A 24,121-nucleotide genomic window follows, 5' to 3' on the forward strand; every position below is an offset into this window, starting at 1 on the left:
GGACACTTGCAACAACGAAGGAACACATATGTTGAATCGTCTTACTCAACTTAGACGCTCAGGAAAAGGATACATTGGCATACCGATCGTGCTGCTGATGATTTTGGCGATGGTGATTTTGCCACTGCCACCTTTGCTGCTTGATGCCTTGTTTACCTTTAACATCGTGCTGGCAATCTTGGTGTTATTGGTCAGTACCACGGCAAAGCGTCCACTCGATTTCTCGGTGTTCCCAACCATCTTGCTCATCGCTACTCTAATGCGCCTGACGCTCAACGTTGCCTCGACGCGTATCGTACTGCTAGAGGGTCACAATGGCGGTGATGCAGCCGGTAAGGTCATTCAAGCCTTCGGTGAGGTTGTGATTGGCGGCAACTATGTCGTGGGTATGGTGATTTTCGTTATCTTGATGATCATTAACTTCGTGGTGATCACCAAAGGTGGCGAGCGTATTTCCGAGGTCTCAGCCCGCTTTACCCTCGATGCCCTACCCGGCAAGCAAATGGCTATCGATGCGGATCTCAACGCCGGTCTTATCGACCAAGAGGCGGCACGAACCCGACGTAAAGAGGTTGCTAACGAAGCGGACTTCCACGGCTCGATGGATGGTGCCTCCAAGTTTGTCCGTGGCGACGCCATTGCAGGCTTAATGATCCTCTTCATCAACATCATTGGTGGTATCAGCATCGGTGTGTTTGAGCATGGTCTACCCGCTTCCGAAGCCTTTAAAACCTACGCTCTACTGACCATAGGTGACGGTCTGGTTGCTCAGATCCCATCGCTATTATTGGCGACCGCCGCGGCGATCATCGTGACGCGCATTAACGACAGCGATAGCGACATGGCTGACACTATGCAGAAGCAGCTGTTAGCGACACCAGCGACCCTGTTTACTGTTGCTGGCATCATGTTGATCATCGGTCTCGTTCCGGGCATGCCGCATTTGGCGTTCTTTACCTTCTCAGCAGTGCTCGCCTTCGCGGGTTGGAAACAATCCAAAAAGCCCATCGAAGACCCTCAGCTCGATGAAGTGGAAGCCATCTCCAACGCGATGCAAAACGACAATGAGCAGCCACTGTCATGGGATGATATTCCTCATGTGCAAAGCCTATCATTGGCATTGGGTTACCGCTTGGTCCACCTAGTCAACAAAGAGCAAGGCGCTCCGGTTTTGCAGCGTATTCGTGGGGTTCGCAAAAACCTCTCGGAGCAAGTCGGATTTCTTCTGCCCGAGGTACGCATTCGTGACAACCTGAGTCTGAAACCAAACCAATACACGGTGTCGCTCAATGGAGAAGTGATTGAAGAGGGCTTTATTGAACCCGATCGCTTGATGGCCATCGCGGTAGGTGAAACCTACGGTGAAGTCGACGGTATTCTAGGGAGCGATCCTGCCTACCATCTTCCTGCAGTCTGGATTGAACACAACGATAAAGCCAAGGCGCTGAACATGGGCTACCAAGTGGTCGATGACGCCACTGTGATTGCGACTCACATCAGCAAAGTGATGAAGACCCACCTTGCTGAGCTATTCACCCACGATGATGTGGATGCCATGAACCTGCGCTTGACCCAACAAGCGCCCAAACTCGCAGAAGCACTTGGTGCAGCTTTAAACCCTGCACAGCAGTTAAAGGTGTACAGACAACTGCTTTTGGATCAGGTACCACTGAAAGATATTCGCACCATTGCCAACACTATGCTGGAATCGGCAGAAAACACCAAAGAGCCGATTCTGCTTGCCTCAGATGTACGCTGCGCGCTGCGCCGAACTCTGGTGAATTTGGTGGCAGGGCAGCGCAAAGAACTTAATGTCTACGCACTCTCTGACGAACTAGAGCAGATGCTGATGCAATCGCTGCATCAAGCTCAAGCGAATGGCAATGTGATACTCGATAGCTTCCCAATTGAGCCAAACATTTTGAGTCAGTTCCAACAGAACCTACCGCTGATACAACAGCAGCTTAAGCAGCAAGGACTTGCGCCGATTCTCTTGGTGATGCCGCAGCTGAGACCGTTGATCGCGCGCTATGCCCGCACCTTCTCGCAAGGGTTGGCGGTTCTGTCATACAACGAAATCCCCGAAAGCAAACAAATAAACGTGGTAGGAAACCTTGGATAATTTAAGTAGCTACAGGGCCCAGTTTCTCTATGTGCTGCGCATGATAGAGGACAATGCGGTCACCGAAGACGATGAAAAGCTCGCGCAACTGATGGCAGCGGACGAAGTGTGTCATGCCTGCCAACCGATTCGACACTGCAATAGCGACGAGATTCAGTACCAATACATCACGCTGCGCTATGGTGAGAAAAAGGACCACAGCGTGTTCGCGCTCGACATTTCCGATACCGTGCGCGCGGCTCTAGACTTGTTTGCGCTCTATCTTGCGGTCAGGCAAACCCAATTTGAGCTGGAAACCTTCCACCCTGACTTGCTCAATAATCTAGTGTTCTCGATGAACGCTTGCACCTTATTGCGTCCAGAGGGAAAACATTTCATCGACCAGCTTGCTCAGCACTACAAGCGACCGATGTCGATGTTGATCCCAAGCCTGCACCTAACCCAAGGCGAGGCAACCAACCCAGCAAGTAAGGCGCTGCTTGAGCACTTGGAAGACCGATTCCACAGCGTATGCTTTGATGTGCATCTTCCCGTGAGTAATCTCGACTACCTCACGCCCTTTGCACCGCAGATCATCAAAATATCTAATTCACTGGATAGTCAGGATGAAAAGCGTACCCTACTTCCGGTGATCCGCTACATCAAGCGATGCAAAGCCACGCTAATCGCCGGTCGAGTCACCAGTCAGAACACCTTATCGCAATATAAGATGCTCGGCGCTAAGTACTACTTTGGTTATGTCACCGATGTGCCCATCCCAGTGCACTTTAAAGGCTTTGAAGATCCCAAAGCAGAGATGCGTAAGAAACAGCGCGAGCGCGCTAAAGAAGAACAAGCCGCCGAGCAGCAAGCATTAGCGGAACAACAACTCGCTTTAGAACAAGCCGAGCGAGACAAGCAGCAAGCGCTGCTCGATGCCAGTATCGATAACATGTATCAGTCCGCGAAAACGGAATATGTCGACGAAGACATCGCCGCCATCGTCAAGCAGGTTGACGAGAATCCGTAAGCACAAATGGGGCATTAGCCCCATTTTCTTTGAAGCGGCATCACAGTTTTCTTCCTATTTTCAATAATTTCCAGTTTTTTTTCATTTCCAGTTAATTTTCAAAATCAACTTACCGCCTCTAGTTAGTGAGCGGGGCGATAGTCCCACATTGAGACAAATCTAGGAGAATTCACAATGGCTCTATCAATGCACACTAACTACGCTTCGCTAGTTACTCAAGGAAACCTAAACAAAACAAACGACCTTCTAAGCACAGCAATGGAGCGTCTAAGTACAGGTTACCGTATCAATTCAGCTGCAGATGACGCTGCTGGCCTTCAAATTGCCAACCGTCTAGAAGCTCAAACTCGTGGTATGGGTGTTGCGATGCGTAACTCGCAAGATGCTATCTCTTACATGCAAACAGCTGAAGGTGCGCTGGATGAGATGACTAGCATCTCATACCGTATGAAAGACTTAGCAACTCAAGCTGCAAACGGCATCAATACGGCGGACGAATTGGCGGCTCTAGATTCAGAATATCAAGAGCTAGCAACTGAGGGGGCACGTATTCTTGCGGAAACCTCTTATGGTGCTGGTGTTAAAATGCTGGATGGCTCTGCTGGCTCTATCTCTGATGCTGCAGGTGTTACCTTCCAAATTGGTGCTAATAACTCAGCGGGCGAGCGCTTAACAGTGTCTATCGGTACAGAAGTGACAGCTCTTGACACTTTCTTCGGTGCGGCAGGTGACCTTACTTCTCAAGCAAATGCTCAAACAGCAATCTCAGCTAACGATCAAGTTCTTAAAGATGTAGGCTCAGCACGTGCGACTATGGGTGCTAACATCAACCGTCTAGAGCACACTATTAGCAACCTACAGAATATCTCTGAAAACACTTCTGCAGCGAAAGGTCGTATTATGGATGCGGACTTTGCCGTTGAGTCGTCTAACATGACTAAGAACCAAATGCTGATGCAAGCGGGTACAACTGTACTATCGCAAACTAACCAGCTACCTGGCATGGCAATGTCTCTACTTCGCTAATTGATAGCAAGCATTTTCGATAGTTGGAGGAGATTCTACCAGCCTACTCCAGCTATCGAAGATATGATGAATTATCCTTCGTTAACGATTCATCCGTCCTTTGAACCTCCTTCGGGAGGTTTTTCTTTTTAAGCTAACAAACGAATTCGGAATGCAGATCTCAATTCGCTAACCGACTTAAAGCAATTATTAACGTTGCCCTTCTCTTTGTCGCCTTAACCCTCTGAGTAATCGATATTTTTCGGGTGGAAATGCGGAACTAGAACCAAGGAATATCTCCTTCCGCCGCCACACCAATAGCATCATAAGCTAATGATTTTTATAAGTTTAGATCATGGCATACATCTTGATTTAAACCACCAAGATGATTTCGCCACTCGCATCAAATCTGCGAGCAGCAAGATTAAGGAGCACTCCAATGAGTTCGTTAGATCCAATTACCATGGCCACCCAGCTTGCCACGTATGATATCCAGCCATTTCAGCAGCGTTATCAAATGCAAGCAGATAAATATCAGGCGCAGATCTCTGCGTTAGGAAAGGTTGAAGCCGCATTAAGAGAGTTCCGCACCGCTGTGACCAATATTAACAGCAGCAGCTCAAACATAATTAAAAATTCAGCCACTATTTCTCAAGATGGGTATTTATCCGCAACAGCTAACGCAAGTGCGCTATCAGGCAGCTATCAGATTTTTGTTGAACAAATTGCTACCGCTCACCAGATGATGACTGACATGCCGGCTGATCTAGAGTCAACGACAGAGATCCCTACTACTGGCACATTAGATTTCACCGTCAATGGTGAAACCATGACAATTGACCTCTCTACCCTTGATACCGATGGAGATGGTAAAGCTACGATGACGGATCTCGTATCTGCTATCAACAATAATCCCGATAACATTGGAGTTAACGCAACCTTAGTGCGCTCTAATGGTCAGACACATTTTATGTTATCAAGCACCGAAACAGGTGTGGCGAATACTATTAACGTATCAGCTTCAGGGACTGGCGCTGCCTGGTTTGAAGACGCGTTTACCAATAGCAGCGACATCAGTTCACCACAAGATGCGGTCATCTGGCTCGGTGGTCAGGGTGGCTTGAAGCTCGAGAACAGTAGTAACACCTTTACAGGGGTGATTGATGGTGTCGATCTTACCGTAAGCCAAGCACAAAAAGCAGGGGAACAGCCGCTAACTCTGAATATTGGTCCCGACCAAGAAGCGACAAAAGAGCAAATCAATACCTTTATCGACGCTTACAACAACTTAGTCACCCTTATGGATGAGCATTCGTCAATTGGCGGGGAAAACAGCGCTCGAGGTGTACTTGCTAGTGATTCGACCCTTCGTTCGATTGACAGTCAACTCACCAACATCGTTCGCGGTGAGTACAACGGTATGCGTCTGAGCCAGATCGGTATCGACATAGATCGTAATGGAAAAATGACACTGGATTCCACAAAGTTCGAAGAAGCACAGAAGAATAATAGTGCAGCACTGGAAGCAATGTTCAATGGCGACGGAAATCTTTTGGACTCCATTGACACTATGGTTGACCCCTTCTTGAAATCAACCACTGGCCTGTTTAAGACACGTAAAGACAATCTTCAACAAAACATTTCTCGCATCGACGATAAGCAAGCGTCCTTAGATCGCAAATACGACATGGCGTATAGCCGCTATCTCGCGCAGTTCACCCAAATGAATACCTTAATGACACAAATGAACCAAACCATGAGCATGTTTGGTTAAGGCTAGGAGTACAAATTTATGCTAATGGATTCAGGTTACGACTCATATCAACAAGTAGACCTTGACGCGCAAGCAGCGGCAGCCAACCCACACCAACTCGTGGTGATGCTTATCGATGGACTTCTTAATGAAATCGAGCGCGTTCGCGGTCATATGACAGAAGGTCGCTTAGAACAAAAAGGACAAGGTATCAGCAAATGCATGAACATCCTTGTCGGTCTGGATAGCGCACTCGATGACGAAAATGGTGGCGAGATAGCCGCAAACCTTCACCAACTTTACGACTTTTGCCAAGCCGAGCTGTATCAAGCAAGCGTCAATAACGACGTTGAGAAGCTAGAGAATGTGGAAAAGGTCATGGCTCACATCAAAGAAGGATGGCAGAACTTTGGCCAACACGCATAAGGTTTCCCCAGAGCGGTTTCGCCACCTTAGCCAGTGCATGAGGGTGGCAGCAAAAACTGAGGATTGGCAGTCACTTAAGCGATACGACGGGCAGCTTCGTGAGCTTTTGGACACCCATAGGCCTTTCCTTAAAGACCCGCGACTGGCACCCGAAATTGAACGTGCACGCAAGGCGCATCTTAGCGCTTATGAGGCGTTATCCGTTGCCACCAGCAAACTGAAAAAGAAGCTAGACAGCAACGACGCTGAAAAAGAGCGAGCGATGGCATACCAACTGGCGATGACCTTGGAGTAATGGAATGTTAGTGACCAACCAGACAGGCAGTCTCTCTGCCGCAAAGCAAGGTGAAAGAAGTGGACCAGCCAGTATTAATCCCTCTCACGTTCCTAACGAGGGAGGCGCTGCGCTGCAAACGACACGTGGGTTTGGTTCACTCATCCCATCAACTGAGCGCGAGCAGAGGTTAGGCCAACATGAACAAGACGGAGAGTCATTGGCTGAAATGTTATCTGACGCCCTCCAGCAGGAATCCTTGTCAGGTGAGCTAGTCGGCTTTGTCAGTACGCCCGATCAAACATTCGGTGCTGCTGGTGCAACAAATGCGGTCATTAGTGGCGAGCAATTGGGCGCCGCGACGAACCCTATGATAACGAGAGCGATAGATAGCGAGCGCATGTCGTTTAATCAGCTTGCTCAGCTCAATGCGAACTCGACCACTTCTAACGCAACGAGAGAAGGCGCTGCTTCCGCACTTTTGCAAACAACAACATCGTTATCTTCAGAGACAACAAGCAAATCTTTAGCAAGCGACGTTGCCGGTCTATTAAGTGCGAGTCAGTCTCAAAGCAGTGCCAATAGCGCTTTGGCAGGCGCACAGTCTGCTGCGCCTCAAACGCAAGCGACCTCAACAACCATGGCAAATGTCACGACAACTGAGTGGGCACCCGTTCGTATTGACCCACAAGCAGGCAAGTGGGGTGAGCAGATGCTTCAGGTTCTACACGACCGCGTGACCTTACAAGCTCAGCAGAACCTGCAAGAAGCGCGTATTCGCTTGGACCCGCCCGATCTTGGCAAGCTCGATCTGATGGTGCGGGTGGAAGGAGACAAGCTCAGCGTTCAACTGAATGCCAACGTGGCTGCCACGCGTGAGGCACTAATCCAGGTGTCAGAACGACTGCGTGCAGAGCTACAAAACCAGAGCTTGATGCATGTGGATGTGCAGATTGGTAGTGGAGATAAGCAAGAGTCTGACGCCCACCCATCGCATGACCAGAGCGCCACTATTTTTGCCAATCAACGTCATGATGGCGAACACGACGCAGCCATGACCTTCTCAACGGATGAACACTGGCTTAACACCCAGGTGTAACGGCTTTAGGAAAACAGCATGAATAAAAAATACCTTGTTTCACTCTTCGCCGCCTGCATTACGACCAGTGCTTTGGTCTCGGCGGCGACGGTTTATGGCACCATGTGGTACCTCAACAATCAACCGACGGTGAATGCTAGCGAGTTCTCACTATTTAACTCAGAGCCAAAGCGCAGCGCCGATCCAACGTTTCATGCATTGGATAATGTGATTGTCAGCGTTCGCGGTAAAAAACAGACCCACTTTGTGATGCTAGAGCTGGCATTAGAAACGCGTCATCCAGAGCGTCTAGAGTTTGCCCGCGACTATATGCCCAAAGTTCGCCACGCGATGCTGAATCTATTTAGCCAGAAGCGCTATGAGGATCTGCATGGCGCTGAAGCACTGGAGCAGCTCCAACAAGAAGTGAAAGCATCGGTGCTAACCGCCTATGCTGATACCCAACTTAAGCGCGATATCGACGATGTTCTGCTGACGAAATTTGTTATTCAGTAGGAGCCGCCATGCTGGATATGAATCATTCTGAAAGCTACGGAGTGGTCGACGAAGTCTCGACGCCCACCAACCGTATCGATGAAAATCGCTTGCTTAGTCAGCATCAAATCTTGGTTAAGCGCGTCGTCAACCAATTGCGTAATCACGCCACCACCCATTGCAGCATTGAAGACATGCAACAAATCGGGCTGATTGGATTACTCGAAGCTGGTCGTCGCTATGGCAACATTGACGACCCTAACTTCCCCGCTTTTGCCGTGTGTCGTATTCGTGGCTCGATTTTAGACGAGCTGCGACGGCTCGATTGGCGCTCACGCAAAACCCGTCAGCAGGCGCACGAGCTTAACGATGTCACGCGCGATCTGACCAAGAGTCTCAAGCGAACACCGACCGAACAAGAGATCATACGCGCCCTTGGTACCGATCAGCAGGATTATCACGCCAGACTCAACGCCACCATGGCGGCCGAAATGCAGAGCCTTGACCAATTAATTGAAAGTGGTCTCGAGGGGACGGTGGATTCTGACTACGACGGCATGAATCACGAACACATCCGCCGTAGCCTTGAAAAAGCGCTCGACAAACTCCCTAAACGTGAGCAGCTACTGCTCACCCTGTTTTATCAACACGACTTGAACTTACACGAGATTGCTTTAGTGCTCGAGCTGACACCACCGAGGATATGTCAGCTACACAAACAAGCACTCAAGCAGCTCAACCAACTACTGTCTTCTTAGGAGTCCACTATGCAAAAGTTTACTGGCGCAATCATCATATTGATGTGTGTCTTCGGCGGATACGTCTGGGCCGGAGGCAGTCTAATGGCGATTTGGCAGCCGGCAGAAATGCTGATCATTGTCGGCGCAACCCTGGGCTCATTGATCATAGGTAACCCGCCTCAAGTATTGAAAGAGATGCGCAGCCAACTGCGCGCTATCGTATCGCCACCCAAAGATGAACGTGAGTTCTACATGGAGCTTATGGCACTGCTGCAAGTGCTACTTGAGACTGTGCGCAGCGGCGGCTTCAAGGCGCTCGATAAGCACATTGAAAACCCAGAGCAGAGCGATATTTTTGCTCGCTACCCACGAGTTAGCCGTGACTATCGCCTAGTTTCTTTCATTACCGACAATTTACGTTTAATGGCAATGGGACAAATGTCGCCTCATGAGTTAGAGGGACTACTAGAGCAAGAGATTGAAGCCATCGAGGCTGATTACATGCAGCCGGCCCGCTCAATGCAGCGTACCGCAGAAGCCATGCCTGGCTTCGGTATCTTGGCCGCGGTTGGTGGCATCATCATTACGATGTCCGCAATTGATGGCTCGATTGCCATGATTGGCTATCACGTTGCCGCCGCTCTAGTAGGCACATTTATCGGTATTTTCGGTTGTTACTGCTGTCTAGACCCAGCGAGTAACGCCATGGCTCAGCGTGTTAAACGCAACATGTCCGCCTTCGACTGCACCCGCGCCACCTTGGTTGCGTACGTAGCGAAGAAGCCGACATTGCTGGCGATTGACGCAGGCCGCAAGCATATTCAGCTAGACATTAAACCGACCTTTAACCAAATGGAGGTGTGGCTCGCTGAACAGGAGGGATAATGCAAAAACATGAGCAAGTAGTCTTCAAACGCGCCAGTCGCAGTCATCACCATGAATCTCATGGCGGTGCGTGGAAGGTGGCGTTTGCCGACTTTATGATTGCCTTGATGGCATTGTTCCTCGTACTTTGGGTCATGCAGGTCGTCGATAAAGAAGAGCGCAAAGCGATTGTTGCTCATCTGCAAATGGCGAGCGTGTTTGACCAGAGTACCGGTAATCTTTTCGATACCTCGCAAAGTATTTCTCCGATCGACCTAGCGACGGATTCGTCCGTGGCTAGTCGTCACGACTCAGTCCACACAGTGAGCTCTTTTTTTCAGGGTGATCGAGAAGGGCCTGAGGCAGACTCTCTCATCGATGGCACCTTTGATACCCAAGAACGCTTAGCTGCGCTTGCGCAGGTGATCAATGACATGGTGCGCCAAATCAACGCAGAGGGAAATGTCGACGTCACCGTGACCCCGCAAGGGCTGCGCATCGTGCTGCAAGATGATTACAAGCAAAACATGTTTCGTCGCGGCGGCTCAACCTTAACCCCATTCTTTGAAGACTTATTGCTCGCGCTAGCGCCCGTATTTGAGCGCGTTGAAAACCCGATGATCATCAGCGGTCACACAGATTCGACGCAGTATCGTCAAACCTTCTCAAGTAAGTCCAATTGGGAGCTTTCATCATCGAGAGCCAATACGGCACGGCACACCTTAGTTTCGGGTGGCATGCCTGAAAAGCGTGTTCTACAAGTCACGGGAATGTCGGATCGCGCTCTACTGAACCATTCAGAGCCATCGTCGAGTGAAAACCGTCGCATCGAGCTGTTTATCTTGACCACTCCAGCAGCTGAAGTGATCAGCACCCTGTTTGGTCAACAGCCAAATAACGAACTCGAAAAGGCGCGAGAAAAGGCGAAGTTCAACCAACCGGTATTCCGAACCGATACTATCCGCTTCGATACCGACACTGCGCCAAGCTCCACCACCGACGCCCAAGCGCTTTAACTTGCACCTCTCTTCGGGTGTTCTATCCTTGAAGTAGAACACCCTTGATATGTCGAAAGTTTCTTATTGAGCACCGAATCAGTAGAGTGTGTTATGCGACGAACTATTCCCCACATGCCAACGAAGGCAAACAAAGCTCCTGACGGACTACAGAAGGCATTTCTGTGGCTAATCATTGTTGATTATGCGCTACTTGCCCTGTTCCTGAGCCAGCTCACCACACTGTCGCTCAGAGGCGGCACCTTCATCAGTTTGCTTCTGGTGGTGTACAACATACTGCTGACGTTTATGTGCTTTCGCCGAACCCATCGTCAGGATGCTTATATTATCTATCCGACCATATCGGCTACACTGCTGGCGTTTGTGTGCTTTTTGTACTTTTTCTTTTTGGTGTAAAAAGAACCTTCAATTGTTAAGCAAATCAAAGCAAGCAGAAAGGGAAAGGAAACACAATTGGAAAAGACAAAAAAGGGCGACTAAGCCGCCCTATCTAATTCTATTTCTGATTCAGTTTTTGATGAATCCGTTTAACGTTGAGATCTCTTTTGACTGAAGCAGCCGATACTTTAGACATCTGACTAGCAGCCGAAGGCTCAAATTTGACCAGTTTCATTGCATAGTCATACTCTCCCCACGCAATCAAACCTAGTCCTTTACACGCTATCTCACCATTGGTACCAACTAAACAATCTGTCACACTAGAGCCGTCATCCAAGTTGAACGTACTCAAACGAGCCCCATATTGATACTCGTTAGTATATGAGTACTTTTCACCAACTTCTCTGTCTTCATTAGTCGTTTCTAACAGCTCTTCTTCAAAGAATCTGACCATAAGGCTTCCGAGTAAGTAGCTTGTTTGCGGTACGGTTAGCTCTGTTTCTCGAAACGTTTCAACGGTCACTTTTTCTTCAGAAGTTTCATTTCCATCTGGATCAATCTGCACGAAATCATATGTAAGTGTTGAAGTATATGTACCATCACCGTTTTCTACCACCTGGTAGACAGAACTTTCGACCCAACTACCATCATCAACCTTCCAATAATTTCTATAAGTAACTACTTGTTCAGTTTCTTCAATTACAAGCTTTTGGTTTGCTTGATTAAGAAAAGTATATGTACCACTCTGACTAGAAAAGTAATCACTTATCTCAATTTGGTTTTTCTGGGCATACTCCAGACCTACAAGATTACCATTATTATCGATAACCGTCTGACCATTAATTTGAATTTCACCTTCCACATTCAAAATAGCATCACCCGATGCAAAAGCCGATGTCGCACCTAACACTGACGACAGTGCCACTACTAGTAGTTTCTTATTCATTGTTACATCCATATATTATTATTTTATTGTTAGTTTTCCTGAGACAACCAATTTTTCCGCTATATCACCACTATCTTCATTACTTGAAGATAAAGAAAATACAGCCTTGTCTTGTTCGTTCTTCGCGACAGATATAATGACATCTTCTGTAGAAGACACCTCAATCTGACTGAACTGTGCACCATCACTGTCCTCGACAATTGATGCTCTTTTCTTAAACTCATCCCCGCTCTGACTGACAGAGTCGACAGACGAACTATCGCCATCGCCTCCACAGCCCGAGAGAAGTAAGCTCAAACTTGCTAGAAGCAAATATCTCACGCACTCTCCTTATCCATATGGTTTAATGCAGTGATATTTATACCAGAGACTTACAACATCATTGCAACCAATTGATTACAAATGAGACTCACATCAACAACCGTTCAGGTTTTTATTTAAACTCATAAATAAAAACCTAAATATATGATTAGTTATAAAATTAAATGCTGGAAGCAAAATATCACTTGGCAAAAAATTAATTATTTCAATATATCAATAAGGCCTCATACATAAGTGATATTTATTTAATAACCGAAAGCTTATGGCATTAAAAATATATTACTTCATTGTTATTTAAGTAATGCCACTACTGTATGTCTGCGAACATTCGCTTGGGCATTTAGCGCTTGGAACGTAGTAGTAAAGTCTTGGGAGAGTTGATTAAAGCTTGAGAGCTGTTGATTGACCTGCTCGGTTGAAGGGAGGTTCGACTGGCTCTGAATTCGCGTCATTTGCGTATCCAGTTGGGATTGGAACTGTCTGGCTTCGTTTAAGCTCAACTGAGCTTGTTTGAGGTGCTGGTTGACCTTAGCGATGGACTGTTTGATACCGTCGCGTGAGCCAAGGTCAAATTTAAGCTCTGCCATACCGTCTGGCTCAGCTTGGATAGAGAAGGTGTTAGCTTGCCCGGCAGGGAAGCGGTGACCTTCACCTGTGACACGCACGTGCTGCTGCATCGCTGCGTATGCCGACTCATGGACTTCAAATACGATGCTGCCATCGTTGGCAAGAGATGCGCGCATCCCCATAGGAATCATACTGCGGTCGAGCTGCTTCACCGTGCGCTGTCCATCCGATGAACCATCAAACTGCAGCATGACTGACCCGCCGCTCGGAAAATCCAGACGCACCTGTTCTGCGCGTTCACTCATGCGGTGTACGTTCAAACCAGGAATAGAGAATCGTCTGACATCGGCGGTGTCGAGCTTGAGGTGCAGCTCGTTATCAACCACACGTTTACCATCAAAGCGCGCTTGATTCAGTGTGGCTTCAATCATGTTCTTAGAACGGGCAAGCTTGTCAGTAGTTTGAGGTGATGCACCGTGTGATAGTGCTTGAGTTAACTGCTTTTTCACTTGAGTGAGCTCTTTACCCACACCTTGTAACGCCTTGGTCGCAATTTGAACCGAGGTCGCGTGCTGCTGACCTTGAGTCAGTAACACGCCAGAAAGTGAATACGCCGAAGCAATTTCTGCTTGTGGTTTAAGCAGATGTTTTGATAAGGAAGTGGTGGTATCAGAAGCCTGGGAGGGGGCAATACTCGTGGTGCCCTGCCCTGTGAGCTTAATACTATGCGGCCTAACTTCAACCGTACTTACTGCCATACCGTCATTCCTTGAAACGTGTTACCTAAGACCTAAAGCGACCGCTAGATGCGGTCGAATAAAGAGAGATCATTTATCTTCATATAACTGGCCTGCGTTGCCTGTAGGGCAGCCATGTAGTTGCTTAGCCGAACTGAGGCTTCACCATAGTCTAGGGCGGAGACATCACTGGTCACCTTGTCGACAAATAGCTTATTCTCCACATGCGCACCATCCATCAAATCGAGGTTGTTGTGGCGTCCACCGATTTGAGTCATCGCACCCAGAACGTTACCTAAGGTATCATCAATGGCGTTGAGGCTAGCTTCAACTTCATTTTGAAAATTTGGACTCGGGCTCTTAAATTCAGCAATCAAACGATCGATTTGATTCAATACGTTATCGCCGCCACCCAAGTCGAGAATTTCTTGAGCTGTGGTGTTGGACTCCATGGTCACCCCTTTTGCCACGGTCACAACACGCTTGTCGCTGTTGCCATCTAGGGAATAGACACCGCCACCCGCATCAGAAATAGCTGGCGTATCGGTTTTAGTACCCGAGAACAGATAGTGCCCTTCTTCGTCTTGGGCATTAAACGACGACTGCACCGATTCGCGTAAGCTCTCAAGCTCAGAAATCATCCCTAAGCGGTCTTCATCCGTTAAGGTACCATTCGCCCCCCACAGCACCAATTCACGCATGCTTTTCAGACTCTCGTTAACCGAATCCAGATGTACCTCTTGGCTCGATAGTGTGGTTTTCACATTGGCGATATTGCGCTGATACTGAGAAATCGCCGCCCCTTCACGGTCAAGGTTGAGCAGCTTAATCGATGCCATTGGGTCGTCAGACAACTTAGTGAGTCGATCGCCTGTGGCCATTTGCTGCATCACTTTACCAAGCCCTGCGTTATTGATTTGCAGGCTTTGCAGCATCATCTGGCTAAATTGAGTATCACTGATTCTCATGGTCTCTCCTTAAAATAGCTGCAATACAGAGTCAAACAGCTGATTCGCTGTGCTGATCACTTTCATATTGGCATTATGGGCGTTGGCAAAGGTCATTAGGTTTGCCGCCTCTTCGTCGCTGTTTACGGCACTGACGTTGTCGCGCGCTGCAACCGCTTGATCCGACATCGCTTTTTTCGCCTGATAATCAGACTCCGCTTGTCGCGCTTTAATGGCTGTTTCACCGACCATCGCGGTAAACGCATCATTTAGGGACAGCGAGCCAAGTCCCGAGATCGCCACTGGCTTATTGCTGATGGCAATCAAATCTTTGAGGTTGTCACTGTTACCCGGATTGCCGTCGGCAGAAAAAGCCAGCTCATCGGCGGTAATATTAGTGATGTCTAGGCTTGCTGCTGGGTTCGCTGGATCATAGGTAAATAGCGGCGCGCCAGGGTTTCCATTTAGGTCCAACCCCGCAGCTAGGACGGCATTAAACTCATCGGCAACACTACGGGCCATGTCATCTATGGCTTGTTGATTCGGTACAAGCACATCGACTTGGTAGTCATGAAGTGCGCCTAGCTTGCCGCCAATATCCCCTTTCGCTGCAAAGGTTTGATTACCGAATTCAATATGCAGATCCGCAAGGTACGGGTCGCTTGGGTCTGGAATCGCCTTAATCACGCTCGAGTCCGAGCCCATCACAAGTGGCTGACCTGACGCCAAGGACACTTGCACGCTGCCATCCGGTTGGTCGGTGGTTTTCACCGCCATAATGGTCGACAGCTCTCCAATGAGCGCATCACGAGTATCCATAAGCTGAGAGGCATTGCCACCGGTGCCTTGCATCTCAACGATCTGCTTGTTCACTTGAGCAATGTTCGCCATCAAGCTGTTGGCATGGGACAGCGCAGCATTGCGCTGATCGTGTACATCTTTATGCTGATTATGCAGCGATTCGGTGAGCGTATTGAATCGGCGCGCTAAGGCTTCTGACTCGTTGATCACCTGCTGACGCAACGGCGTCGATTCTGGTTTGGTGGTTGCGTCATTGAGCGATGCAAACAGACTATCGAGTCCCGCCGACAAGCTAAAGCCATCTGCACCCAGCATGTTCTCTAGTTGGCTCATGGCCGACAAGTATCCCGCCGAATAATTGGCTTCACTGGCTGTCGACCAGGTTTGTTTCACTAGGTATTGGTCTGTCACACGGCGTATGCTGGTGACTTCGACCCCCATGCCTGGTGAGTTGAAATCGTATTTTCCGCCCGCCACCGAAGACATCAAGGCTTGCTGGCGGCTGTATCCTGGGGTGTTCACGTTAGCAACGTTTTGCGCCGTGACATCAAGTGCCACGCGGTTGGCATTCATGCCTGAAAGCGCGATATTAATAAGGCTCATTGCAGTTAACGCTCCGTGATTGTCATTAGAGGCTGAGAGAAGGCCATGGTCATGGCAGCCTCACGAGGAGACTGAAGATTAAAGGCGGCGGAAGTGGGCTCGTCGTTAACTGACAAAGACGCGTTTGTATCACCCAATGCATGAGTTTGTGATTTGCCTTCCATGTCATTGGCTGAGCCCATGGCTTGCACGCGCGCAGCATCGAACTGCACCTCTTGATTAGAGCTCACACTTTGGGCTGGTCCCAATTGCTTAACCAACATATCGGCGATACCCGAGTTTTGTTTCTTCGCCAGCTCGATAGAGAGCTGACCATCGTGCATATCGCGAAATACCCCATGCTGCTGGGAAGAAAAAGGACTGTCTTCATCGGCAAGCACATCACTACTGCTGCGCATCTGTCTGAGTACCATCTGCAAAAACATGGCTTCAAACTGGCCTGCCACCTCTTTTAGCGCTTCTGGGCTATCATTGCTGTGTCTGATATTAATCAGCGCTGCGTTGTCGTGATACAGCATACTGTTGACACGAGTCGTGTCGTTCATGGCATCTATTTTCATCATCGCCTCCTAGATCACTACCAACTCAGCATTCAATGCGCCTGCTTCATGCAGGGCTTGCAGAATGGACATCAAATCGGTTGGTGTTGCGCCTAAGCTATTGACTGCGTTTACTATCGTGTTCAGCTCTGTCCCTTCAGGCCAGATCACCATTTGTGCTTGGTCTTCGTTAATGTCGATCTTGGTTTGGTCGACAACCACGGTATCGCCATCAGCGAACGCGTTTGGCTGACTGACTCGCTGTGACTCACTGATAGCCACAGTAAGGTTACCGTGACTGACTGCTGCCTCGGTGACTTTGACGTTCTTACCGACTACAACGGTGCCGGTGCGCGAGTTGAATACGATACGAGCTGGCTTACGCCCCTCAACAACACTCATCTCTTCAAGCATCGACATCATGGTGACACGTTGCTGGCTGTCTTTCGGTGCACGCATATCAACACGTACCTTGTTGACCGCAATCGCGACCTCAGGACCAAACGTGCTGTTGATCTCACGAGCAATATTCTTCGCAGTAGTGAAGCTCGCCTTGCGAAGGTTCAGCGTGATTTGTGGCCGTGAGTTAAAGTCCGATGGGATTTCACGCTCCAGTGTTGCCCCATTGGGTACGCGACCCGCGGTTGGCGTATTTACTGCAATCTTAGAGCCGCTGCGTCCCTCAGCAGAAACGCCGCCTACAACCACGTTGCCTTGTGCTACTGCATACACCTCGCCATCAACACCGCGCAGCGGTGTGAGCAGCAATGTACCGCCACGCAAGCTCTTAGCATCACCAATCGATGACACCACGATATCCAACATCTGACCCGGGCCTGCCATTGGGTCAACAGAGGCCGTCACGCTCACCGATGCCACATTACGCAGCTTAGGGTTAGCGTCATCACCAATCTGCACACCGAACTGACGCAGCATGTTGGTAATGGATTGTGCCGTGAACTTCACCTGGTTTCGGTCACCCTGACCATCAAGACCCACGACCAAGCCATAACCCACCAATTGGTTAGTACGCACACCTTGCACATCGACAAGGTCCATAATCGGAATTTCCACTTCAGCATGAGCGGACGGCATCAAGATAATCGCCGATGCGGTCATCAATACCGTGAAAAAAGTATCAAGAAAACGACGAGTGTTAAGCATTAAAACGGCATCCATGGGCTAGTAAAGAACTGCGTTAACCAACCGGCTGAGTTGCTGTCGGCTAAGGCTCCGCGTCCTGAGTAGGTAATGCGAGCATCACCAATTCGATGAGAGAACACTTGGTTGTAGCGGTCGACGTCATCGGCTCTGACGATTCCTGTCACACGAATAAACTCATCCCCTTGGTTAAGACGAATCCACTTTTCGCCGCTGACTTTCAGTACGCCGTTAGGCATGACTTCATGGACAGTGACCGTGATGGCCCCTTCAAGCTTATTGCCCTGAGAGCTCGCTGCGCTGCCATCAAAGGCTCGGCTTCCGCTGATGCCAACGGCAGTTTCATTTAACGTTTTTCCGCCTACCGTTGCCGCGCCAAAGTCGACGTTGGAAGACTTACCAAACTTGGTGTCGGCTTTCTTGCTTGATTGGGTTTCTTCCACAAGAAGAATGGTTAGCACATCGCCGACGCGATACGCGCGGCGATCTTGAAATAACGTGAGGTTGTATTGGTGACGATACAAACTGCCATTGGTCGCCTCTGGCAACGCATAACTAAGCTCTGGTGGCGCGTACTTCTGCTCGTCTGGCTCTGGCGGCACAAACTCAGGTCTTGAGGCACACCCAGCCAATACCAGCAAGCTCAGCAGCGCTATTCTTCTCGCAAGAACAGTGCTTCGCGTCAAAAGGCTTCGAGAAAACCATTTCATGTCACAACTTCCTTTCACGTTATTTCCCGCTAACTTAATTGACCGAATTACACGGCTTGAGCAACAAACTTAAGCATGTCATCGGCAGCCGACACGACCTTGGCGTTCATCTCGTAGGCACGTTGAGTGGTGATCATGTCCACCATCTCTTCGACGACTTGCACGTTAGAGCCCTCCAACGCACCTTGCTTAATACTGCCCGCACCTTCTTCACCAGCGATGAGTTCTTCCGCCTGACCGCTCGCTTCCGTTTCTTTAAACAGGTTGCCACCAATCGCCTCTAAGCCAGCGGGGTTGATAAACTTCGCTAACGTTATCTGACCAAGCTCTTGAGGAGCTGGACCATCTGCCGTTGTCGTGGTTACCGTGCCATCCACACCAACCGATAGCGTCAACGCGTTATCTGGGATCTGGATTTGTGGCTCAAGAGGCAAGCCCTGACTGTTCACCATCAAGCCCTCAGAGTTGACATGAAACTGGCCGTTGCGGGTATACATGATTTGGCCATCAGAGTTTTCTATCTGGAAGAAGCCTTGCCCCATAACCGCGAGATCCAGCTCTTGCCCTGTGTTTTGTGCACTGCCCTGAGTGAAGACTTTCTGTGTACCAACAACACGAACGCCGCTACCCAGCTGCACACCCGTTGGCAGCTCATTCACTTGGTCGACTTGTGCGCCCGGTTGGCGCTGAATGCTGTAGAACAGGTCTTCGAAGACCACTCGGTCACGCTTAAAACCGACCGTATTAACGTTGGCTAGGTTGTTTGAGATTGCCGTCATTTTCGTGTCTTGGGCGGCCATCCCTGTTTTACTGACCCATAATGCTGAATGCATGGTTTACTCCTTTAAACGCGACTAGCTCGCGCTCATTAATTTATTTCCTGATTGCGCTAGGGTTTCTGCGGTTTTCATCATGCGGATCTGCATTTCGAAGTTGCGCGTTAGCGACATCACACTGAGCAGTTCATCGATGGCAGACACGTTACTGCTTTCGATGTGCTCTGGGGCAAGATTAACGGTGGCATCAGCAGCAAAAGGCTGACCATCCAAGCTGTGCAGCAGGCTGTCGCTCTCTTTTTGCAGTTGGGTAATGTCCGGCTTTACCAGCTTTAATGTGCCAACTTCCACCTCTGCACCGCCGCCAGGCGGGATCACCGAGACGCGTCCACGCTCACTGATTTCCACCTTCTGAAATTCCGGTAGCACCATAGGTCCGTTATCACCGACAACAGCAAAGCCGTTGATGGTCATTGCGCCGAGGTCATCAACCTTAATGTTACCGGCACGCGTGTATGCCTCGTTGCCTGCTGGCGTTTGCACACTGATGTAGCCCTCACCCATGATGGCAATATCCAGTGGACGACCCGTTTTAACGACGTCACCAGAATCAAAACGGGTTGCCGCTGAGTTGGTGACCACCATAGTGCGACCATCAAAGCCAGAGCCTTGCAGTGGAACGCTATTAACGCGTTCCATATCCGCACGAAAGCCGGCGGTGTCGGCATTCGACAGGTTGTTGGAGCGAACATGCTGAGCTTTAAGTACTCGGCTGGCCCCCGTTGTCGCAGTAAATAGCAAGCTATCCATAGGTTAGGTTCCTATACCGCGTTAAACAGAGCTTGAGTCAGCTTGTCAGATGTAGAGATTGTCTTCGCATTCGCCTGATAGTTGCGCTGAGCGGTCATTAGGTTCACAAGCTCAGAGGTCAAGTCCACATTAGAACCCTCTAGCGCACCTGGGGTGAGATCGCCCAAAACGCCAGTACCTGGTGTGCCGACTACGGGTGCGCCTGAGCTAAAGCTTTGAGTCCAAGCTGTGCCATTAGTTTTGGCAAGACCTTGAGGGTTGGCAAAATTAGCCAGTACGACCTGACCTTGAAGCTGAGATTGACCGTTGGTGTATGTTGCGAACACCATGCCGTTGTTCTCAACGCGAACACCCGCAAGTTCACCGGATGTGTAGCCATTTGGGCTATTGGTGCTCACACCAAACGAAGCGCCAAATTGGGTGCTGCCTGCTAGGCTAATATCGATGCTCATTGGGTTAGCACCGGCTGCAGGGAAGCTGATATTCGTCGTGCCTGTTGGCGAGTTTAGTGTGCCGTCTGGATTAAAGGTTACGGGAACCGTTGAAACAGGTGTGGTACCACCATCGACTTGAACGTTCACTTCCCAAGTGTTGTCCGCTGTTTTCGTAAAGTACTGCGTTACTGTGTGAGAGTTACCAAGCGAGTCGTACACCTTAGAGGTGTATGATGAGTTAAATGAATCTGGGTTATTTGGGTCAAAAGGGGTGACCGATTGATCGATGGCTGTCGCACTCGCATCAAAGTTGGCGACAAAATCCAGTTTGTCGGTGGCTTTTGCCGCTAGCGAAGAGGTGCTGATCTTGATATCGCCAACCGCACCGTCAAGCAGATTGTTATTGCTATCGACACCGTAGCCCTGAAGCTTAGCGCCAGTATTACCCACAACAAAGTTGTCTTTGTCAGTACCAAACACACCTGAGCGGGTGTAAAGCGTCTGCCCCATCAAGTCTTTCGTTACGAAGAAACCGTTACCATTGATGGCGAGGTCCATCGCGCGACCTGTGCCAGAGACTGAACCATTCTTATCGAAGTTTTGCGAGATAGATGCGACCTCAACGCCGCCCGGTTGCATGCCGTTATAAACAGCAGAGAACTCGGTGCGCGCCTCTTTAAAACCGTAGGTCGACGCGTTAGCAATGTTGTGGCTGATGGTGTTTAGCTGAGTATTAGTGGCGTCCAAGCCGCTTAAAGCAATATTAAAACTCATGATGTCCTCTTTATTCTGATAGTTTTGTTGGTTTTACACTCGGCGCTAAGCACCAAACTGACTGATTTGATAGAAAGGCACGTTACCGACACCCGCGACGTTGACCATAGCGGCGCCGCCACTACTTGGAATGCGAACCTGCTGCACTTCACCAGCCAACATCACGGAAGGTGATGCTTGTCCTTCCTGTACCTCTACCGAAACGCTGTACTTACCAGGTTTGAGACCCAACTCTTCTGGGTCGATAGAAAAATCCACATCCCCAGCCGGATGAGCACCTAGTGGCACCTTGGTTTTTTGCCCAAACTCATCTTCGACAACTAAGGTCACTTGACTTGATGAATGTGCTAGCTCTACACGACCTTTCTGAGCACCGTCACTGAGCTCAAATTCGTTGCCATTGACGTAGACGGTTTGACCAACCAAGCCTGCCGTCGACAGTACCTGCATGTTGTCGAGTAGTACCATGCTGTTTTGCATCAGCATCGACATGTTCTCGGTACTTTGAACCTGAGAGAACTGTGCGAGCTGACTGACATACTCAGTACCATCGAGCGGGTTTAGTGGGTCTTGGTTTTGAATCTGCGCCACCATCAAGGTGATGAATTCATTTTGAAGTGAGCTGGCACTATTAGAATCTTGAGGATTTGCCGACACGCCTGCATTCGCTTGCTGGCTAACCGGAGTGTCCGTATCCAATGCGTTGAACTGTGCAATACTCATTAGCTACCCTGCCCTAGACGAAGCAGGCCCTGCTGCATGCTTTTCACATTCGACAACACTTCCACATTGGTTTCGAAGCTGCGAGTGGCCGACATCATGTCCGCCATTTCAGAGACCACATCGACACCCGGGTAGTAGACATACCCCTCTTCGTTTGCCAACGGGTTATTCGGTTCAAAGCGCTGTTCAGCCTGAGCACTGCCTTGAACCACATCGACAATGCGAACCTCGGCATTGGGATACACACCCTGCTGGCTCGCCAGTTGTGTTTGGCTATACACAGTAGCAAACACTGGTTTAAGGGGTTTATAGGCATCATCTGGATTGGCCGATACCGCATCAGCATTGGCCAGGTTACTGGCTACCGTATTAAGTCGAACGGTCTGCGCGGTCATCGCAGAGCCAGCAATGGAATAGATATCAGTAAATGACATGATTAACGTCCCTCGATCGCTTTCGCCAGCCCATTAAACTTCATGTTCATGAATGTCAGGCTGGTTTGAAAATCCATGTTGTTTTGAGTGAATTTGGCTTGTTCAACACCCAGCTCGACCGTATTGCCATCCTTGCTGTTCTGGTACGGCACCGAATACTGGGTCGCGATATCCAATTTAGGCGTAGCGGTATGCACACCATTGGCGCTAGCTTGCTTCATCACTGTGGTAAAACTCAGGTCCTTAGCTAGGTACCCAGGCGTATCGACATTTGCTAAGTTACTTGCAAGCACCTTGGTTCTTTGGACTCGAAAATTCAGTGCTTCTGGATGTACACCCAATGCACTGTCAAAACTGATTGCCATGTCTCTGTCCTTAAATGGGCGATAGTCACAAAGAAAGAACAAGATACATGCCAACTTTTAAAGCCAATAAAAACAATGAATTACACAAAACAAAGGAAGCGGAACTTCCGATTTACGGAAGCGAGAGACAGGATGGGGAAGTGGATTTTGGGCTCGTTTTTGAGCCTTTTGCTCAGTAATCATGCCTTAGCGAACGAGCTCAAAATGACTCAAATGAGTATTGAGCAAGTTGTGCGACAAGCACTGAATTCCGAACTAGAACAGCTTGCAGCGACGCATCACTGGGACCACTACGAGGCAAGGCTAGTGATATTGGTTCCAGAGTCAGCAAAACATCTCAATCGCTGCCTTTCCCCTCTCATTACGAGCAGTCGCGATCACCAAACACTGCCTGTTGGCAACCTTAAACGCAGCGTCAGCTGTGAGGATGGCAGCAATGACTGGCGCATCAATGTCAGCATCCGAGCCACGTTGTCGCTACCTGTCGCCGTTGCCAGCACCACGCTCAATCGGCATGACAGCATCGACTCTCGCTCGATACGTCTAGAAACTCGAACCCTATCACGGGCGACCTCGTTTGTTACCGACCTCTCCACATTGCAGGGTAAGCAAGTCACGCGACGCATGCGCACGGGTCAAATCATCGATAGCAAATTTGTCAGTAGCCCACCTTTAGTCGAGAAGGGAAATGAAGTGGTCATCATCGCTGAAAAGGATGGGTTCAATGCGACAACTAAAGGAATTGCGCTGGAAACCGGCGCTTCAGGAGAGCAAATAAAGGTGCAAAACAGCCAATCTAAAAAAGTCATTCGAGCGGTCGTGTCTGGCTTGAACCAGGTTCACACTCAATTTTAAATTTCTGACTCAAGGTAACATTTTTCAATCAACGCGCTCGAAATGTCATAGGGCATTGAGATAGAAAAAAAAGAGCAACAAATTTAGCTGGGCAGATTTAATACTGATGCTCGCTTTGTCGCCCTATACTGTTATCGACATATTGATAGGACAGCAACACAATGAAAATCGACAAAGTGGCCGGCGGACATGTCCCACAAACCAACTTCAATCAGTCTAAGACTCAAACGCCTGAAGCACCGGCACGTAAGACCGTTTCACAAGCCGCATTCAATGCAAATACAGCAGCACTAGACAAGGCGCAAGCTGAGCTTGCTGCAATGCCAAACGTCGATATGGCGAAAGTGGAAGCGGTACGAAATGCACTCGCAAACGGTGAACTTGGACTGGATGTCAAAGCCCTTTCGCAAGCTGTGATGCGTTTCCATACCGGTCACGAGTCCTAAGCGAACCACCCA

The 24,121-nt window shown here is 49.2% G+C and carries 28 protein-coding genes; 14 read left to right on the top strand and 14 right to left on the bottom strand.

The genetic code is table 11. From position 1 onward, the window contains the following. Nucleotides 1-28 precede the first annotated feature (28 nt). The 12 genes from flhA (at nt 29) to LY387_RS15870 (ending at nt 11,178) form a co-directional block, all read left to right on the top strand. On the top strand, nt 29-2,122 hold the full coding sequence (flhA, locus tag LY387_RS15815) for a flagellar biosynthesis protein FlhA (protein ID WP_234494782.1): 2,094 nt from the start codon (nt 29-31) through the stop codon (nt 2,120-2,122). Between the two features lie 40 nt (nt 2,123-2,162). Beyond that, nucleotides 2,163-3,131: a diguanylate phosphodiesterase gene (locus tag LY387_RS15820; RefSeq protein ID WP_234494784.1), complete on the top strand. Its 969-nt coding sequence runs from the start codon at nt 2,163-2,165 to the stop codon at nt 3,129-3,131. Nucleotides 3,132-3,305: 174 nt separating this feature from the next. Further along, nucleotides 3,306-4,157 carry a lateral flagellin LafA gene (gene lafA / locus LY387_RS15825; RefSeq protein ID WP_234494785.1) on the top strand — a complete coding sequence of 284 codons (852 nt, stop codon included), beginning with the start codon at nt 3,306-3,308 and terminating at the stop codon, nt 4,155-4,157. A gap of 418 nt (nt 4,158-4,575) precedes the next feature. Next, nucleotides 4,576-5,910, top strand: coding sequence for a flagellar filament capping protein FliD (gene fliD / locus LY387_RS15830; protein ID WP_234494786.1), 1,335 nt, complete (start codon nt 4,576-4,578; stop codon nt 5,908-5,910). An 18-nt stretch (nt 5,911-5,928) separates the two neighbouring features. Then, nucleotides 5,929-6,315 carry a flagellar export chaperone FliS gene (gene fliS, locus LY387_RS15835; RefSeq protein WP_234494787.1) on the top strand — a complete coding sequence of 129 codons (387 nt, stop codon included), beginning with the start codon at nt 5,929-5,931 and terminating at the stop codon, nt 6,313-6,315. Then, nucleotides 6,299-6,610: a LafD gene (locus LY387_RS15840; RefSeq protein WP_234494788.1), complete on the top strand. Its 312-nt coding sequence runs from the start codon at nt 6,299-6,301 to the stop codon at nt 6,608-6,610. The genes fliS and LY387_RS15840 overlap by 17 nt, the downstream gene beginning before the upstream one ends. A 4-nt stretch (nt 6,611-6,614) precedes the next feature. Beyond that, on the top strand, nt 6,615-7,688 hold the full coding sequence (locus tag LY387_RS15845; RefSeq protein WP_234494789.1) for a flagellar hook-length control protein FliK: 1,074 nt from the start codon (nt 6,615-6,617) through the stop codon (nt 7,686-7,688). Between the two features lie 18 nt (nt 7,689-7,706). Next, nucleotides 7,707-8,183: a flagellar basal body-associated FliL family protein gene (locus tag LY387_RS15850; RefSeq protein WP_234494790.1), complete on the top strand. Its 477-nt coding sequence runs from the start codon at nt 7,707-7,709 to the stop codon at nt 8,181-8,183. A gap of 8 nt (nt 8,184-8,191) precedes the next feature. Further along, nucleotides 8,192-8,920: a FliA/WhiG family RNA polymerase sigma factor gene (locus LY387_RS15855; protein WP_042477850.1), complete on the top strand. Its 729-nt coding sequence runs from the start codon at nt 8,192-8,194 to the stop codon at nt 8,918-8,920. 9 nt (nt 8,921-8,929) lie between these two features. Continuing rightward, nucleotides 8,930-9,787 carry a flagellar motor stator protein MotA gene (motA, locus tag LY387_RS15860; protein ID WP_042477846.1) on the top strand — a complete coding sequence of 286 codons (858 nt, stop codon included), beginning with the start codon at nt 8,930-8,932 and terminating at the stop codon, nt 9,785-9,787. Continuing rightward, nucleotides 9,787-10,782 carry a flagellar motor protein MotB gene (locus tag LY387_RS15865; protein WP_234494791.1) on the top strand — a complete coding sequence of 332 codons (996 nt, stop codon included), beginning with the start codon at nt 9,787-9,789 and terminating at the stop codon, nt 10,780-10,782. Before motA ends, LY387_RS15865 begins: the two co-directional genes overlap by 1 nt. A gap of 93 nt (nt 10,783-10,875) precedes the next feature. Then, nucleotides 10,876-11,178, top strand: a complete 303-nt coding sequence (locus LY387_RS15870) for a hypothetical protein (protein WP_128648354.1) — start codon at nt 10,876-10,878, stop codon at nt 11,176-11,178. Between the two features lie 100 nt (nt 11,179-11,278). Here LY387_RS15870 and LY387_RS15875 read toward each other — a convergent pair whose 3' ends face one another. The 14 genes from LY387_RS15875 to flgB all read right to left on the bottom strand — a co-directional run bounded on the left by LY387_RS15875 (nt 11,279) and on the right by flgB (nt 22,808). Further along, entirely contained in the window at nt 11,279-12,106 is an 828-nt protein-coding gene (locus LY387_RS15875) for a hypothetical protein (RefSeq protein WP_234494792.1), read from the bottom strand. Between the two features lie 18 nt (nt 12,107-12,124). After that, nucleotides 12,125-12,427, bottom strand: coding sequence for a hypothetical protein (locus LY387_RS15880; protein WP_234494793.1), 303 nt, complete (start codon nt 12,425-12,427; stop codon nt 12,125-12,127). A 290-nt stretch (nt 12,428-12,717) separates the two neighbouring features. Further along, nucleotides 12,718-13,752 carry a flagellin gene (locus LY387_RS15885; RefSeq protein ID WP_234494794.1) on the bottom strand — a complete coding sequence of 345 codons (1,035 nt, stop codon included), beginning with the start codon at nt 13,750-13,752 and terminating at the stop codon, nt 12,718-12,720. 44 nt (nt 13,753-13,796) lie between these two features. Beyond that, nucleotides 13,797-14,699 (bottom strand): flagellar hook-associated protein FlgL, encoded by a 903-nt coding sequence (gene flgL, locus LY387_RS15890; RefSeq protein WP_234494795.1) that lies wholly within the window; start codon nt 14,697-14,699, stop codon nt 13,797-13,799. 9 nt (nt 14,700-14,708) lie between these two features. Next, a complete protein-coding gene (gene flgK / locus LY387_RS15895; RefSeq protein WP_234494796.1) occupies nt 14,709-16,082 on the bottom strand; it encodes a flagellar hook-associated protein FlgK in 1,374 nt (457 codons plus the stop codon). A 5-nt stretch (nt 16,083-16,087) separates the two neighbouring features. Continuing rightward, nucleotides 16,088-16,642: a rod-binding protein gene (locus LY387_RS15900; RefSeq protein WP_234496143.1), complete on the bottom strand. Its 555-nt coding sequence runs from the start codon at nt 16,640-16,642 to the stop codon at nt 16,088-16,090. 9 nt (nt 16,643-16,651) lie between these two features. After that, nucleotides 16,652-17,740 carry a flagellar basal body P-ring protein FlgI gene (locus LY387_RS15905; RefSeq protein WP_234496144.1) on the bottom strand — a complete coding sequence of 363 codons (1,089 nt, stop codon included), beginning with the start codon at nt 17,738-17,740 and terminating at the stop codon, nt 16,652-16,654. A gap of 44 nt (nt 17,741-17,784) precedes the next feature. After that, a complete protein-coding gene (gene flgH, locus LY387_RS15910) occupies nt 17,785-18,492 on the bottom strand; it encodes a flagellar basal body L-ring protein FlgH (RefSeq protein WP_234494797.1) in 708 nt (235 codons plus the stop codon). 47 nt (nt 18,493-18,539) lie between these two features. Then, nucleotides 18,540-19,325: a flagellar basal-body rod protein FlgG gene (gene flgG / locus LY387_RS15915; protein ID WP_234494798.1), complete on the bottom strand. Its 786-nt coding sequence runs from the start codon at nt 19,323-19,325 to the stop codon at nt 18,540-18,542. A gap of 21 nt (nt 19,326-19,346) precedes the next feature. Further along, a complete protein-coding gene (locus tag LY387_RS15920; RefSeq protein ID WP_042477831.1) occupies nt 19,347-20,078 on the bottom strand; it encodes a flagellar basal body rod protein FlgF in 732 nt (243 codons plus the stop codon). Nucleotides 20,079-20,089: 11 nt separating this feature from the next. Beyond that, nucleotides 20,090-21,286, bottom strand: coding sequence for a flagellar hook protein FlgE (gene flgE, locus LY387_RS15925; protein WP_234494799.1), 1,197 nt, complete (start codon nt 21,284-21,286; stop codon nt 20,090-20,092). Nucleotides 21,287-21,331: 45 nt separating this feature from the next. Then, on the bottom strand, nt 21,332-22,009 hold the full coding sequence (flgD, locus tag LY387_RS15930; RefSeq protein WP_234494800.1) for a flagellar hook assembly protein FlgD: 678 nt from the start codon (nt 22,007-22,009) through the stop codon (nt 21,332-21,334). Further along, nucleotides 22,009-22,443, bottom strand: a complete 435-nt coding sequence (gene flgC, locus LY387_RS15935; protein WP_042477826.1) for a flagellar basal body rod protein FlgC — start codon at nt 22,441-22,443, stop codon at nt 22,009-22,011. The genes flgD and flgC overlap by 1 nt, the downstream gene beginning before the upstream one ends. Nucleotides 22,444-22,445: 2 nt before the next feature. Next, entirely contained in the window at nt 22,446-22,808 is a 363-nt protein-coding gene (flgB, locus tag LY387_RS15940; RefSeq protein WP_128648347.1) for a flagellar basal body rod protein FlgB, read from the bottom strand. A gap of 204 nt (nt 22,809-23,012) precedes the next feature. Between flgB and flgA the strand changes: the two genes are divergently transcribed. Together flgA and flgM are read left to right on the top strand one after the other, a co-directional pair. Then, a complete protein-coding gene (gene flgA / locus LY387_RS15945) occupies nt 23,013-23,663 on the top strand; it encodes a flagellar basal body P-ring formation chaperone FlgA (RefSeq protein ID WP_234494801.1) in 651 nt (216 codons plus the stop codon). 161 nt (nt 23,664-23,824) lie between these two features. After that, on the top strand, nt 23,825-24,109 hold the full coding sequence (flgM, locus tag LY387_RS15950; RefSeq protein ID WP_042477817.1) for a flagellar biosynthesis anti-sigma factor FlgM: 285 nt from the start codon (nt 23,825-23,827) through the stop codon (nt 24,107-24,109). Nucleotides 24,110-24,121: the final 12 nt, after the last annotated feature.

Origin of the sequence: Vibrio maritimus, assembly GCF_021441885.1 — a bacterium.
GTDB classification, from domain to species: Bacteria; Pseudomonadota; Gammaproteobacteria; order Enterobacterales; family Vibrionaceae; genus Vibrio; species Vibrio maritimus_B.